Annotated in this window: 9 protein-coding genes and 3 pseudogenes; 11 read left to right on the top strand and 1 reads right to left on the bottom strand. The window is 62.0% G+C overall.

Going from position 1 to position 14,815, the window contains the following annotated elements; genetic code table 11:
* The 4 genes and pseudogenes from JFT80_RS10505 to JFT80_RS10520 form a co-directional block, all read left to right on the top strand.
* Positions 1–323 (top strand): acyl-CoA dehydrogenase family protein (locus JFT80_RS10505; protein ID WP_274610181.1); only part of this gene is annotated, 323 nt, incomplete at its 5' end.
* Positions 320–1,461: pseudogene (locus tag JFT80_RS24820) on the top strand (acyl-CoA dehydrogenase family protein). The gene JFT80_RS10505 and the pseudogene JFT80_RS24820, both read left to right, overlap by 4 nt.
* A 257-nt stretch (positions 1,462–1,718) precedes the next feature.
* The gene (locus tag JFT80_RS10515; RefSeq protein WP_122839815.1) at positions 1,719–3,401 is read left to right on the top strand and encodes a class I adenylate-forming enzyme family protein; all 1,683 of its coding nucleotides are present in this window, start codon (positions 1,719–1,721) and stop codon (positions 3,399–3,401) included.
* A 92-nt stretch (positions 3,402–3,493) separates the two neighbouring features.
* Positions 3,494–4,876: a DUF1329 domain-containing protein gene (locus tag JFT80_RS10520; protein WP_201147813.1), complete on the top strand. Its 1,383-nt coding sequence runs from the start codon at positions 3,494–3,496 to the stop codon at positions 4,874–4,876.
* A gap of 611 nt (positions 4,877–5,487) precedes the next feature.
* Here the strand turns inward: JFT80_RS10520 and JFT80_RS10525 are convergent.
* Positions 5,488–6,813 (bottom strand): annotated as a pseudogene (locus JFT80_RS10525) (spinster family MFS transporter).
* A 461-nt stretch (positions 6,814–7,274) separates the two neighbouring features.
* On the opposite strand from JFT80_RS10525, the gene JFT80_RS10530 reads away from it, so the two are divergent.
* The 7 genes and pseudogenes from JFT80_RS10530 to JFT80_RS10560 all read left to right on the top strand — a co-directional run bounded on the left by JFT80_RS10530 (position 7,275) and on the right by JFT80_RS10560 (position 14,797).
* Complete coding sequence (locus tag JFT80_RS10530) at positions 7,275–8,375, top strand: acyl-CoA dehydrogenase family protein (RefSeq protein ID WP_201147814.1); 1,101 nt, start codon at positions 7,275–7,277, stop codon at positions 8,373–8,375.
* A 17-nt stretch (positions 8,376–8,392) separates the two neighbouring features.
* Complete coding sequence (locus JFT80_RS10535; RefSeq protein ID WP_201147815.1) at positions 8,393–9,631, top strand: acyl-CoA dehydrogenase family protein; 1,239 nt, start codon at positions 8,393–8,395, stop codon at positions 9,629–9,631.
* Between the two features lie 268 nt (positions 9,632–9,899).
* A pseudogene (locus JFT80_RS10540) lies at positions 9,900–11,109 on the top strand (acetyl-CoA C-acetyltransferase).
* 17 nt (positions 11,110–11,126) lie between these two features.
* The gene (locus JFT80_RS10545; RefSeq protein WP_201147816.1) at positions 11,127–13,319 is read left to right on the top strand and encodes a 3-hydroxyacyl-CoA dehydrogenase NAD-binding domain-containing protein; all 2,193 of its coding nucleotides are present in this window, start codon (positions 11,127–11,129) and stop codon (positions 13,317–13,319) included.
* Positions 13,316–13,645, top strand: coding sequence for a hypothetical protein (locus JFT80_RS10550; protein WP_201147817.1), 330 nt, complete (start codon positions 13,316–13,318; stop codon positions 13,643–13,645). Before JFT80_RS10545 ends, JFT80_RS10550 begins: the two co-directional genes overlap by 4 nt.
* Complete coding sequence (locus tag JFT80_RS10555) at positions 13,618–13,839, top strand: hypothetical protein (RefSeq protein ID WP_201147818.1); 222 nt, start codon at positions 13,618–13,620, stop codon at positions 13,837–13,839. The genes JFT80_RS10550 and JFT80_RS10555 overlap by 28 nt, the downstream gene beginning before the upstream one ends.
* Positions 13,826–14,797, top strand: a complete 972-nt coding sequence (locus tag JFT80_RS10560) for a nitronate monooxygenase family protein (RefSeq protein WP_201147819.1) — start codon at positions 13,826–13,828, stop codon at positions 14,795–14,797. Before JFT80_RS10555 ends, JFT80_RS10560 begins: the two co-directional genes overlap by 14 nt.
* Positions 14,798–14,815: the final 18 nt, after the last annotated feature.

Raw genomic sequence — 14,815 nt, forward strand, 5'->3', positions numbered from 1 at the left:
ATGAACAGGCCTACAACCTGACTGTGCAGCGCATGGGTGAGGAGGCGCGGGCCGGCGACGACATCGGCGGCCTGATGTCGATCATGAAACTGGTGCACACCGAGCAGGAGCGCGACAAGTTCGAAGTGCTGCTCGATGCCATGGCCGGGCACGCCTTTGGTTGGGCGAGTGTTGCGTTCAGCGAGCAGCAACTGGCGGTGACCCGCTCCTGGTTGAACAGTTATGCGCTGACCATTTCCGGCGGGTCCTCGGAGGTCCAGTTGAACGTTATCGCCAAGCGCGTGCTGGGCTTGCCGGACGCCAAAAAAGGAGTTGCTGCATGAGCCTTCGTTATAGCGATGAACAGCGTTTGCTGGCGGACAGCGCCCGGGACTTTCTCGCCGCCCGCAGTCCGGTCAGTGCCCAGCGCCGATTGCGCGATGAGGCCGCAGCTTTGGCTTCGAACCGCAGCTGTGGCGTGAAGCCGTGGAGTTGGGTTGGAGCGCGATTCCTTTTCCGGAAGACTTTGGCGGTCTGGATTTCGGTTGCAAGGGGCTCGGTCCAATCTTCGAATCCATAGGGCGCAATCTGTCCGCCACGCCGCTGTTATCCAGTGTGGTACTCGGTGGGTCATTGGTTCTACTGGCGGGCAACCCGGCGCAACAGACACGTTGGCTGCAAGCGGTGATCGGTGGTGAGCAGCGCCTGGCCCTGGCCGTGGACGAACGTTCTCGCCACAACCCGAGCCACATCGCCCTGGCAGCCAAGGCAGATGGACAGGGCTATTGCCTGCACGGCGACAAATTCTGGGTGATCGACGGGCAGGGCGCCGATGCCTATGTAGTGGCGGCCCGCACCAGCGGCCAGCCAGGCGACACTCAAGGTATCAGTCTGTTCCTGGTGCCGGCCGATAGCCGGGGGTGACCGTCAGCGCTTTGGGATTGATCGATTCGCGCAACAGCGCCCGCCTGCGACTGGACGAGGTGCGCGTGGGCAGCGATGCCTTGCTGGGCAACCTGGATGAAGGTTGGGCCGTGCTTGAAACCGCACTGGATCGCGGCCGCACCTGCCTCGCGGCGGAGCTGTTGGGGATGGCCGAGCAACTGTTCGAAACCACCCTGGAGTACCTCAAGACCCGGGTGCAGTTCGATACGCCGATTGGCACCTTTCAGTCGCTGCAAACACCGCGCCGCGAAGATGTACGTCGATCTTGCGCTGAGTCGCAGCGCCCTGATGGCCGCCTTGGCGACCCTGGATGACGCCGGTCATGACGCTCGGGCACGTGCTCGACTGGTCAGCCTGGCGAAATGGAAAGCCGGCGACACCGCGCTCAAGGTCGCCAATGAGGCCGTGCAGATGCACGGCGGCATAGGCGTTACCGACGAGCTCGATGTCGGCCTGTACCTCAAGCGCGTTCGCGTGGCGCAGAGCTGCCTGGGGGATCGGGATTTCCATTGCGAACGCTATTGCGCCCACGCCTGAACCCGTGTGGGAGCGGGCTTGCCCGCGAAGACGGAGTGTCAGGCCATGGGCATGTTGAATCTGCCGACCCCTTCGCGAGCAGGCTCGCTCCCACAGGGATCCCTGGTGTACCCAACTCGTGAGTACGACTCACCACCTTGTGGGAGCGGGCTTGCCCGCGATGACGGAGTGTCAGGCGATGCAGATGTTGAATGTGCCGGCCTCTTCGCGGGCAAGCCCGCTGCCACAGGTCTCTCGGTTGTTCTGGAGATACACAAATGAGCATTGAACGCTGGCAAACCGCGTGGCGACAACTGATCGCCCCCGGTGCGCCGTTTGAGGTGGTGACGTCCGATGACGGCGCTCCACGTTACTTCCGGCACGCCGCGCGCGATTTGACGCAGGTGTTCGACGCCGGTCGGGTCCACGGTGACCGTGAATTCCTGGTCTGGCAATCGCAACGCCTGACCTTCAACCAGTTCTTCGATCAGGTCGATCGACTGGCCGGGCAAATGGTGGCTCGTTTCGGACTGCAGCCCGGCGAGCGCGTGGCCATCGCAATGCGTAACCAGCCAGCGTGGCTCGTGGCGTTCGCCGCGATCGTGCGCTGTGGTGCGGTGTGTGTGCCGCTCAACAGTTGGGGGCTGCGCGACGAACTGCAGTACGCGCTGCAAGACAGCGATTCGCGCCTGCTGGTGTGTGATGAAGCACGATTAAATACCCTGCATGAAGATTTGGCCCGTGAGCAGCGAGGCACGATAGTCGTCGGGGCGCAGGAAACTGCCTTTCCCGAGTACTGCCTGCGATTCGAAGACTTGATCAACGCCCCGATATTGCCGGCACCCACGCTGGAAATCGATCCTGACGCGCCGGCACTGATCCTCTACACCTCGGGCACCACCAGCCGCGCCAAGGGCGCCGTGTCCAGTCACCGGGCAATCTGCCAGGCGCTGTATGCCCTGGATTTCCAGGGTGCGTTTTGCGCCATGAGCTCACCCGAGCGTGTCGGCGTGGTGATCAACAGTGGCTTTGCCCCCACCACATTGGCGGCAGTACCGCTGTTCCATGTCAGCGGCTTGCATGCGCAGTTCCTGTCGGCACTGCGCGGTGGCCGGCGCTTGATGCTGATGTACAAGTGGGATGTCGAACAAGCCATCGACCTCATTCGCGATGAGCGTTGCACTCAGTTCAACGGGGCACCGGTGATGATGCAGCAACTGCTTGCCTCGCCACGTTTTGGCGGCGAGCACACCGCCAGCCTCTTCGGTCTTGGACTGGGAGGTGCAGCTTCGTCCGCCGGGGTGCTGGACAACATGCTCAAGCTCAAGCCTGACGTGATTGGCGGTGCCGGGTACGGCCTGACCGAAAGCAACGGGATCGGCGCTGCCATCGGTGGTGATCCGTTCGTGTACAAGCCGCAGACCGCTGGCTGGCCGCTGCCGATAGTCGATATTCATATCGGCGAAAGCCCTGGCCAGCCTCAGGTGGCCGGGACTCGTGGGGTGATCTGGTTGCGCTCCCCAACCTTGATGAGCGCCTACTGGAACCTGCCCGAAGCCACTGCGCAAAGTCTGCACGACGGTTGGCTCGACACCGGCGATATCGGTTACCTCGATGAGGAGGGGTTTCTCTACATCACCGGCCGGGTGAAGGATTTGATCAACCGTGGTGGCGAGAAAATTTCTGCCGCGGAGATCGAGACGTGTGTCCTCGATTTGCCCGGGGTCCTCGAAGCGGCGGCATTCGCCATTGCCGACCCGCTGCTGGGGGAGACGGTGGGGTTGGCCGTCCACGGCCAGGCTTCGACGCTACCCCAGGAGGCACAAGTCTGCGCATTCATTGCCGAGCGCCTGGCCGCCTACAAAGTGCCGGCCCAGGTCTATCGGGTACTTGAACCCTTGCCACGCAATGCCACTGGCAAGGTGCTCAAGGCACAGCTGCAAGAAAAGTTGGGCGTCTGATTGCACTTTAGTCTTTCCGGACGATGTCGGGGCCGCCAGAACACGAACAATGGGTCCATCTCACACAGCCTTATCAGCGTAGGAGGCATTACATGAAAATAACAAGAACCGGTCTCATGCTCGCGGTCGCAGTCACAGCCAATAGCGGGCTGATGGTTTATGCGCACGCCGCAGTGTCACCTCAGGAAGCGGCGAAGCTGGGCAAGGAGCTGACCTGTGTCGGCGCCGAGCAAGCCGGCAACGCCGAGGGCACGATTCCACCCTACACCGGCAAGTACCTGGGCGAAGTACCGGGCTGGAACCATGTGAAATTTTCCGGGGACCAGCCAGTTGATCCCTATGCGGCGGAGAAGCCGATCCTGGTGATCACCGCGCAGAACATGAGCCAGTACGAGGCGCACCTGACCGAAGGCCAGAAGGCGCTGCTGAAGAAGTACCCGACCACCTACAAGATGAACATTTACCCAGGCCATCGGGATTTCCGTTATCCGGACTATGTGTGTGATCGGGTGATGAAAAATGCCCTGAGCGCCAAGTTGCAGGATGACGGGATGGGTGTCGAAGGGCTTGGGCAGGTGCCTTTCCCAATTCCGAAAAACGGCATGGAAGTGCTGTGGAACCATCAACTGCCGGCCCGTGCCTACACCGAGGAAAAGATCAGCGACCTCGCTTCGATCCTGCCTAACGGCAGCATCGGTTGGGGCCGGGCCCATGGCCGTGGTTTGTCCCCGGCCAACTCGCCAACGGTAGAGCCAAAAACCAAAGATGGCCTCCAGGCCATGAGCTGGAACACCACCCTGAAGCCGGCGCGTGACAACGGTGTGATCAACATCGCCCAGGAACCCTACAACTTCCTCACCAACCCACGTCAGGCCTGGACCTACAGCCCTTCGACTCGCCGCGTGCGCCAGTTGCCAGGCTTCGGCTATGACCAGCCGATGCTCGGCACCAACGGCACCATGACCGTCGACGAAGACCGTTTGTTCAACGGTTCGCCTGAACGCTTCACCTGGAAACTGCTCGGCAAACGGGAAATCTACGTCCCGGCCAACGCCTTCAAAGCCAACTCGGGCGACATCAAATACGCTGACCTTCTGACCCCCAATCACCCGAATCCGGAGTTCATGCGCTACGAGCTGCGTCGCGTGTGGGTGGTCGAAGCTGACCTGAAAGAAGGCTACCGTCACGTCTATGGCAAACGCGTGCTGTTTGTCGACGAAGACACCTGGAACACCGTGGTCGCAGATAACTACGACACCCGTGGTGCGCTGTGGAAACACGCGATGGTCAACTACTACTACCACCCGGACATGAGCGCCTGGCAGGCAGGTTCGCAGTTCTTTATGGACCTCAACTCTGGCCAGTACACCGGCTACGGGATGACCAACGAAGCGAAGAAAGGCCCGATCCTGAACGAAGGCAAGTTCACGCCTGACATGTACACCGCGGATGCGGCGAGGGCACTGGGGCGCTGATACGCGCTTCAAATCCAGTAAAGGAAAGGCCCCGCCGGGTAACGGCGGGGCCTTTTTGTTCTTGCTGTTACAGCGCTCTCACGGACACCCAGAGTCTGCGCTAGCGACGCTACGTGCTCTGCACCTTCCTTGATGCTGCTGGCGGAGAGAGGGGGCAGACAGCCAGATCTCACTACGTTGGTTCATGCTACTACAAGGCGCGACGCATCCTACGCCTAAGGTTCGATACGTTCTATTTTTGAGATTGTTTTCGTGCTATGTGCTGGCGAAACTGACTGTCGGCATAACAATGGCTGAGCAAAACTAAAGTGGCCCGATGGGTCTTTATTTCCCTGAACTTTGGCTTGTTCGTGGGGTGGGGGAATACATTGCTTGCTCTGAACCACGCGTTAATTTTTGCTTGTCTTTGGGACGTGCTCCATGGCTGAGTCCAGGGGGGACGTACAGCGCGAGGCCGACTTTATTGGCCGTGTCGGGAATAAGTGCATAGAGAGGTGATGCTGAAGAATACTCATCGTTCAGGCAACTGTTATCACAGATCAGTCACTGCAACGAAATACGCCCAATGCAAAGCATCGGGCGTTTCGAGCAATCGGCGGTAGGCTCGCTCCTTAAGCAGTGACAACCGAGCTGCTCATCACCGGCGCCGAAGGCATCAACTGGCGTCGATACCGTGGAATGGCCAGGGCCATGCACACGCAGGCCAGGCTCAACAGAGTGGCGGTGGCTGCCAGTGCGTAACGCAACGCTTCAGTGCCGAGCATCACGGTTAAAAGTCGCTGAGGATACCCACGATCAGTGGACCAAGACCTACCCCGAGCAAGGTCATGGCCATCACGAAAATGGCCGTTGCCTGAGCCAGACGGTGTGCCGGGAACAGGTGGCTGATCGCGCCGAAGCAGGGCACGGCCCACCAGGTGCCGAGAGCAGCTGAAAGAGCCAGGTAGAACAAGGAAGGCTTGCGGAATCGGCAGGTTGCCTAGATGGAAGGCAATGCCCGCCGGCCAGAGGAAATAAGCCAGCGCACAGGGAATGCTGAGGGCCGTGGCAATCAGTGCCGCTCCCATTTGCCAGCCCGGGTCACGTTTGACCAGGACGGTCAACGAGGGTGCCGCACACGAGGGTACCCACGGTCGACATCAGCCCACCGCCAATACCGACCAGAATCCCGGCCTGCTGCATGGTCAGGCCGTGGGAGCGGATCAGTAAGCTTGGGTTCCAGGTGCCGATGGCATAACCGCAAACCGCAGCCACGGTGCCTGCACCAATGATCAGCAGGAAGGAAGGCGTGCCCAGCAAGGACCTGAAGGTCTTGTGCATGCTTTCCGGCGGGCCGCTGGTTTTGGGGGCGACTGCTGCCGCCGGGATACGGACGGTGAATGCCAGCAGCAGGCCGAGCAATACACCGGGAGCGCCAATGACGATAAAGGCCATGCGCCAGCCATATTCCATGGCAATCCATCCACCCAGGCCCAGGCCGAGGACCGCGCCCAGGCTGGGGCCCATCATGAACACGGCCAGCGCGGTGGAGCGACGCTCGGCCGGGTACAGGTCTGAAACCATCGCCACCGAGGGCGCCGTGCCGCCGGCTTCACCCACGGCCACGCCGATGCGAAACAGCAGCAGCATGGCAAAGCTGGTGGCAAAGCCGCACAGGATGGTCATCACGCTCCAGGCGATGCAGGCCAGGGCCACCACCGGTTTGCGCCCGATACGATCCGCCAGGCGAGCGAACGCGAAACCGAAGAGGGTGTAAAAATCGCGAAGGCCACGCCGGACAGCAAGCCGATCTGGGTATCTGAAACACCGAACTCATGCTTGATAGGCTCGATCAGGATCGAGATCACCAAACGGTCGATGTAGTTGAACACGTAAATGATTGCCAGCATCGCCAACGCATAATGCGTGTGCGTTGTGACGCGATGAGGGGTACTGATACCAGCGGTCATTGCCTGTTTCCTTCCAATGGTCGGGAGGCGAATTTTTAACTGAGAGGATCGTGCTCTTTCAGGCTCGCTGTCTCATCGTCCGTTCAGACCAGAAAACTCAGGTGCGGCGCCCTGACTTTATAGTCCCGACGGACGATGTCGGTTGAAGCGCTGGCGCTCTAGGGTGAGCACAGGTTTGAGCCAAGGGCTCGTTTGAGCATGAGGACAAGTGCTCGCAGGGCTCGCCGTTCGGACTCTCGGTTGAACTGACGGGGGGCAGAGCCCGGATCTTCGTCCGCCGGATCGCCAGGGGAACGCCGGCATGGTTCGGTCACGACTGATCGTATGTAAAACGCCGCCTGCGACGGTCGAGAACGGGCAGGTTTGGAATGAACGCTCATGGATGAGACGCCAGCGATTGCCGTCTCATGCGCATAACTACAGGGTTTGAGTACTGAAGGGTCAATGCAATGAACTTCGATTTTTCGGATGACCAGAAGCTGCTGCGCGATGAGGTGCGAAAGTTCCTCGTCAACGAATCGCCGTTGAGCGAAGCGCGCAACGTGATGGACAAAGGGCTCAGCCATAGCGCCAAGGTATGGCGAGGGCTCGGCGAGATGGGTGTAACGACGCTGATGTTGCCGCTAAGCTGCGGTGGCCACGGCCTGGGTGCACTGGAACTGTGCGTGGTGGCCGAAGAAATCGGCCGCCAACTGGCGCCGGTGCCTACGGTTTCGACACTGTATCTGGCGGTGCAGGCGATCCTGTTGGCCGCCAATGCTGCCCAGCAGCAGGTGTGGTTGCCGCGTATCGCTGAAGGCCAGATTGCAACCCTGGCTGCGCCGCTGAGCAGCGCGCTGGGTCGGGCGGCGGTTGTGCCGAAGTTCGATGGCAAGGTGCTGCACGGCGTTGCCCCGCTGGTGGTCGACGGTGAGGCGGCTCACATGGCCGTGGTGCTGGCCGAGACGGCTGAGGGGCGCCAGCTGCTGGTGCTGGCTGATCTGAGCCAGGGCGTGACGCGACGTCGTCTGGAGAGTATTGATCCCACGCGCAGCTTTGCCGAGTTGCGCTTCAACGCGACGCCGGCCGAAGGGCTGGATGCCGATCCGCACAGCGTGCTGACCCAGGTTCGCGACCGGGCGGCGATTCTGTTGGCCTTCGAGCAACTGGGCGGGGCGGACAGCGCACTGGCCATGGGCGCGTGCTACGCCCGTGAACGCAAGGCCTTTGGTCGCGCAATCGGTTCGTACCAGGGTATCAAGCACAAGTTGGCAGACATCTACACCCGCAACGAAATGGCCCGCGCCCATTGTTATTACGGTGCCTGGGCGCTGTCGAGCAACGCTCCGGAGCTGGCCGCGGCCGCAAGCGCGGCCCGTATTGCCGCCACGGATGCCTTCAGCTACGCCGCCCAGGAAAATATCCAGACTCACGGTGGCATGGGCTACACGTGGGAAATGGATTGCCATCTGTACTACCGCCGCGCCCGTCAACTGGCCGTGTTGCTGGGTAGCCGCCACGAGTGGAGTGAGCGCCTGGTGCGTGAGCTCGAAGCTCGGCTCAGCGCCTGAACAAGAGGATATTCCCGATGGACTTCAACGATTCCCCCGAAGAGGCAACCTTCCGCGCCGAGTGCCGTGCCTGGCTGGAACTCAATGCCAAGCGCAAGGCGAGAGCGGATCAAACATTCGGCCAAGGCCAGAGCCCAGAGCAACTGGTGGCAGCCTCGCGCGAATGGCAGGGCCGCAAGGCAGCTGCCGGTTATGGCGCAATCACCTGGCCCGAGGCCTTCGGTGGCCGTGGCGGCACGCCGATGCAGGAAGTGATTTACCGCGAAGAAGAGGGCCACTTTGAAGTACCGCCCAATATGTTCGCGGTGAGCATTGGCATGGTCATCCCGTCGCTGTTTGTGCATGCCAGCGATGAAGTGCGGGCCCGGCATGTGGGCCCGGCGCTGCACGGTGAAGAGTTGTGGTGCCAGTTGCTGTCCGAACCGGGCGCCGGTTCTGATTTGGGCATGCTGCGCACCCGCGCCGAACGTTGCACGGACGGTCGCGATGGCTGGATCCTGAACGGGCAAAAAGTCTGGACGACCTACGGCCAGTTTTCCCAGTTCGGCATGGTGCTGACCCGCACCAATCCGAACGTGCCGAAGTTCGAAGGCATGACCAGCTTCTTTGTGGCCATGGACACGCCGGGTATCGAAGTCTGTCCGATTCGTCAGGCCAGTGGTGAGTCCGAGTTCAACGAAGTTTTCTTCAATGACGTCTTCGTTCCCGACAGCCAGCGGGTTGGCGCAGAAGGTGCGGGCTGGAAAGTGACCCTCACGGCGCTGATGAATGAGCGTCTGGCCATTGGCGGGGTGATGCCGCCGGACCTGTGGCGTACCGCCGCCGAGATGATGCGTGTTGCGCCACTCAATGGGGGCAGTGCCATGGCCGACGGCCGCATGCGTGAGCGCCTGGCCGAGCTCTACATGAACGCCCATGGCTTGTGGTTGCTCCAGGCGCGGGGATTGACCGCGCTGGGCAAGGGCCGTGAGCCTGGCCCGGAGCTGTCGATCTCGAAAATTACGTCGGCGCCCGTACCTTGCAGGATTTTGCCTCACCTGGCCATCGACCTCCAGGCCGAGCGCGGTGTGCTGGCGGCACAGGAACATGGCGATGACTGGCGTCTGATCGAATCGCTGTGGTTTGGCGCTGCGGGGATGCGCATCGCAGGCGGCACCGACGAGATCGTGAAAAACAGCGTCGGCGAGCGAGTGCTTGGCCTGCCGCCGGAACCTCGTACCGACAAGGGCGTGCCGTTCAACCAACTGCTATCTTAGGCCCGCTTTAACGATAGACAGACGGCCACGCTCCACACAGGAGCGTGGCCGCCTTGCGTTTGGAGGGTCTGCCAACACACCGGCAGGTGCTGACGCAGGCTGCGACCAGGGTTCGCGGGGCTTCGTACGCCGGGCTCTCAAGCCAAAAAACATGACGTATGTGACAGGCCGGGTTCGATAGTCCGGGTGGACGATGTGGGATTGTCGGGCTTCTGGCGTTATTGAACGCATTGCCGCCTTGAGCGGAGCGTCGCAGGAGACTGATTCGATGACTGAAGCTTACATCTATGACCACGTGCGAACGCCGCGTGGGAAAGGCAAGCCCGACGGTGCATTGCACGAGATCACACCGGTGCAGCTCGCGTCTCAAATGCTGCAGGCGCTCCGTGAGCGCAACCAGCTCGATACGTCGTTGGTCGAGGATGTGATCCTGGGCTGCGTGGTGCCTGTGGGCGAGCAGGGCGGCAATATCGCCCGCATTGCGGCGTTGCACGCGGACTACGCGCAAACCGTGCCGGGCGTGCAGATCAATCGTTACTGCGGCTCCGGCCTGGAGGCGGTGAACTTCGCTGCGGCCAAGGTGCGTGGCGGGATGGCCGACCTGGTGATCGGTGGCGGCGTGGAGAGTATGTCGCGCATTCCCATGGGCGCCGATGGAGGTGCCTGGGCCACGGATCCGCAGGTGGCCTTCAAGACTTACTTCATCATGCAGGGCATTAGTGCCGACCTGCTGGCCACCCAGTACGGCTTCACCCGTGAGCAGTGCGACGCCTACGCGGTGGAAAGCCAGAAGCGTGCGGCCCGTGCCTGGGCCGAGGGGCGCTTTGCCCGTTCGGTCGTGGCAGTCAAGGACATCCTTGGGCTGCCGGTCCTGGATCACGATGAGTTCATTCGCCCCGGCACCACGCTGGATGCCCTGTTGGGCCTGAAAGCTTCGTTCGCCGAAATGGGCGCCAAGGCCGGTTTCGATTCAATCGCGCTGCAACGTTATCCGCATCTGGAGCGGGTCGAGCACATCCATCACGCGGGCAACAGTTCGGGCATCGTCGACGGTGCCTCGGCGGTGCTGGTAGGCACCCGGGAGATCGGTGAGCGCCTGAGCCTCAAGCCTCGCGCCGTAATTCGCAGCGCCGTGACCATCGGTTCCGGAGCCGACCATGATGCTCGACGCTCCGGCTGCGGCCGCTCGTCTGGCGCTGAAGAAGGCCGGCATGACGGCCTCCGATATCGGTTTGTGGGAGTTGAACGAAGCGTTTTCCTCGGTGGTGCTGGCGTTCATGCAGGAGCTGGATGTGCCTCATGAGCGCATCAACGTCAACGGCGGCGCCATTGCCATGGGTCACCCGCTGGGTGCCACGGGCGGGATGATTCTCGGCACCCTGTTGGACGAAATGGAACGCCAGGACATCGCGACCGGGCTGGTTTGCCTATGCGAAGCGGCCGGCATGGCCTCTGCCACCATCATCGAGCGCGTCTGAGACAGGGAACATCGAACATGATTGATTACTTCAAGTACGCAGTTGATGCAGAGGGCATTTGCACCCTGACCATCGACCAGCCTGACTCCACGACCAACGTGATGGATCAGAACTTCATCGACAGTTTCCGGGCCGCGCTGGAGCGTGCCATCGCCGATCAAGCGGTGACCGGCATCATCCTGACCTCGGCCAAGGCTTCCTTTGTTGCCGGTGCCGACCTCAAGAGCCTCGAAGCCACGCTGACCACGAAGCAGGACGCCAAGACCCTGTTCGACCAGTGCTGGGGGTTTTCCAGCCTTCTGCGCTGGATGGAGACAGCGGGCAAACCCATCGTGGCGGCGCTTAATGGGCCTGCACTGGGAGGCGGTTTCGAGATCGCCCTGGCCTGTCACCAGCGGATCGTAGCGGACGTGCGCAGTATGGTGGTCGGTCTGCCGGAAGTCGGTGTCGGCCTGTTGCCGGGCGCGGGCGGGACTCAGCGCACGTTGCGTCTGCTGGGTGTGGCCAAGACCTTGCCGCTGTTGTTGCAAGGCAGCCAGCTCAAGGCCGAAGCGGCGCTGCAAGCCGGCTGGATTCACGCCGTGGTGCCGGCCGAGCAGTTGCTCGCTGAAGCCAAAAACTGGTTGTTGGCTGCGCCCGAAGCGTTGCAGCCCTGGGATCGCAAGGGTTTCCGCGTCCCGGGCGGCAGCAGCCCCCAGCAGCCGGATCTGGCCCAGTTGTTCATGGGCACGGCCGCGGCCTTGCAGGCGAGCACCTTCCACAACCTGCCGGCCCCGCTGGCAATCACTTCATGCCTGTATGAAGGCATGCAGCTGCCGATCGACAAGGCGCTGCGAGTGGAGTGCAAGTATTTCGTCAAACTCAATCTCGATCCAGTGGCCGGCAACATGGTTCGCACCGTGTTCATCAACAAGACCCAGGCAGATAAACTGGTTCGCCGTCCGGCCGGGATTGAAACCCGCAAGCACGTGAAAATTGGCGTATTGGGCGCCGGCCTGATGGGCGCCGGGGTGGCCTTCGGCGCGGCACAGAGCGGCATCGAAGTGGTGCTGATCGACCGTGATCAAGCCGCTGCGGACAAGGGCAAGGCGTACAGCGAAACCCGTTTGCGCAGAGACATCGAGCGTGGCCGTTCCACCCCTGAAAAGATGGAAGCCATTCTCGCGCGGATCCACCCGACAACCGACTACGCCCAGCTCAAGGACGTCAGCCTGGTGGTCGAGGCGGTGTTCGAGGATCGTGGCGTCAAGGCCGAGGTTTTTGCCCAGGCCGAGGCGATGATGCCGGCCGACGCAGTACTGGCCTCCAATACCTCGGCGCTGCCGATTACCGGTCTGGCCCAGAGCACACAGCGGCCGCAGAACATGGTGGGGCTGCACTTCTTCTCGCCGGTCGAGCGCATGCCGCTGGTGGAAGTGATTCGCGGTAAACAAACCAGCGACACCGCGCTGGCCCATGCCCTGGATTTTGTCGGGCAGTTGCGCAAGACGCCGATTCTGGTCAATGACAGCCGTGGTTTCTTCACCAGCCGCTTTATCGGTGCCTTCATCAACGAAGGGGTGACCATGGTCAAGGAAGGCATCGAGCCGGCCCTGATCGAGAACGCGGCCAAGATGAGCGGTTACCCGGTCGGCACCCTGAGTGTGTCCGACGAAGTCGGGCTGGATCTGGCCTACAAGGGTGCGGTTCAGGCGCAGGCGGATCTGGGGCCGGAGCACAAGGCGGGCTCCTCGGTTGAAATCATCACCACGCTGGTGGTCGATCACGGCCGCCACGGCCGCAAGAACGGCAAGGGTTTCTACGACTACGCCGCTGACGGCAGCAAGCGCCTGTGGCCGGGCTTGAGTTCGATCTGGCCGCTGTTGCCCAAGGCTCGTCAGCCTGACGTGGGCGAAGTCCAGAAGCGGCTGATCTACGCGCAACTGGTCGATGCCGCGCGTTGCATGGCCGAGGGTGTGTTGACTGATCCGGCTGATGGCGACATCGGCGGCTGCTTCGGCGTGGGCTTCCCGATTTACCTCGGCGGGCCGTTCGCGATGATGGACACCGTCGGCATTGCCCAAGTGGTCGCCGAGTGTGATCGCCTGGCCCAGACGTGGGACAAGGAGCGCTTCGCCGTGCCCCAACTGCTGCGCGACATGGCAGCGCAGGGCAAGACCTTCTACGGCCCCAACCGCATCCTCGCGCCTGCGTTGCAAGTGGCGTTGTGAAAGGTTCTCTGAGGCGCTTTCTGATCGTTGATCAGGGTCTGGTGCCGGGGCTGTGCACGGGGCTGATCAATGGCGCGATTGCCTGGTGGCTTAATTTGGGGGCCCCGGAATTGGCGTTCCGGGGCGAGCCGGGGCTGGTCGGCGATTTTCTGATCACTGCCTTTGTGTTGCCCCTGATCACCTGCCTGGTCGTCAGCCCGCTGGTGATCCGGCAAGTGCGCAAGGGGCAGGTTGGCGCACTGGAACCTGCACGCAGCATGGCGGCGCGGTTGTATTCGCGCTCCAGTTGGCTGCGGGGATGCTGGTCGGGCTGCTGGGCATGGTGATCGCGCTGCCGTTCCTGCTGCTGTGGTCGTGGCAGGGGCCGATGGTGGTTACGCTCAATGAATACGTGGGCACCAAGGTGGTGTTTACGGGCGTCCTGGGGGCGCTGGTCACCCCGCTGATCGCCTGGTGGGCCCTGGTGTATGCCTCTCGGCCCGGTTCGACACTGAAGGACATTCAACATGGCAGTTCCTGAGTTGCTCCGGGGGCAGTTGCGCTTGCCACTGATCTGCTCGCCGATGTTTCTCGCCAGCGGACCGGAACTGGTTCTGGCGCAATGCAAGGCCGGGGTGGTGGGTACTTTCCCCACCCTCAATGCACGCCCGGAGGTGGCACTGGACGACTGGTTGACGTGGATCACCGCTGATCTGGACGACTGGAACGCCACCCACCCGGATCAGCGTGCGGCGCCGTTTGGCGTCAACCTGATCCTGCACCGTTCCAACCCACGGCATGAGGCCGATCTTAAGTGTGTGGTGCGTCACCGTGTGCCCATCGTCATCACTTCGGTCGGTCGTCCGGACGCGGTGGTCGAGCGCGTGCACGCCTACGGTGGGCTGGTCTTGCACGATGTCGTCAGCGTGGCCCATGCGCGCAAGGCGGTAGCCAGTGGCGTCGATGGTCTGATTCTGGTGTGTGCGGGGGCCGGTGGGCACGGCGGCAACTTGTCGCCGTTTGCACTGGTCGCCGAAGTGCGGGCGTTCTGGGATGGACCGCTGATTCTGGCGGGGGCACTCTCCAGCGGCCGCAGTCTGCGTGCCGCTCAAGTGATGGGCGCTGACCTGGGTTACATGGGGACGCGTTTCATTGCCACACAAGAGTCAGCCGCCGATGAGGCGCACAAGGCGATGATCGTGCGCGACAGCGCCGAGGACATCCTCTACACGCCCGTCTTCAGTGGCATCTGGGCCAATTATTTAAACAACAGTGTGGTCGCAGCCGGGATTGATCCGGCCAGCCTGGTGGGGCAGCAGACCGGCGGCAAGGACGACCTGTTCTCCAGCCTTGAAGTCAAACCCAAGGCCTGGAAAGACATCTGGTCTGCCGGTCAGGGGATCGGCAGCATCAACGACATTCCAAGCGTCGCGCAGCTGATCCAGCGAATGCAGCGCGAGTACGCAGAGGCGCTGCAAACGCCTGCCGACTTTGACTGATGAGTGATCGGCCCGGCG

This window comes from Pseudomonas sp. TH10 (assembly GCF_016651255.1).
Lineage (GTDB): Bacteria > Pseudomonadota > Gammaproteobacteria > Pseudomonadales > Pseudomonadaceae > Aquipseudomonas.

Bases quoted from the DNA above. Each gene is read 5' to 3' on its own strand.
- JFT80_RS10530 (WP_201147814.1), top strand. From the start codon at position 7,275: ATGAACTTCGATTTTTCGGATGACCAGAAGCTGCTGCGCGATGAGGTG.
- JFT80_RS10545 (WP_201147816.1), top strand. From the start codon at position 11,127: ATGATTGATTACTTCAAGTACGCAGTTGATGCAGAGGGCATTTGCACC.
- JFT80_RS10555 (WP_201147818.1), top strand. From the start codon at position 13,618: ATGCTGGTCGGGCTGCTGGGCATGGTGATCGCGCTGCCGTTCCTGCTG.
- JFT80_RS10535 (WP_201147815.1), top strand. From the start codon at position 8,393: ATGGACTTCAACGATTCCCCCGAAGAGGCAACCTTCCGCGCCGAGTGC.
- JFT80_RS10520 (WP_201147813.1), top strand. From the start codon at position 3,494: ATGAAAATAACAAGAACCGGTCTCATGCTCGCGGTCGCAGTCACAGCC.
- JFT80_RS10560 (WP_201147819.1), top strand. From the start codon at position 13,826: ATGGCAGTTCCTGAGTTGCTCCGGGGGCAGTTGCGCTTGCCACTGATC.
- JFT80_RS10515 (WP_122839815.1), top strand. From the start codon at position 1,719: ATGAGCATTGAACGCTGGCAAACCGCGTGGCGACAACTGATCGCCCCC.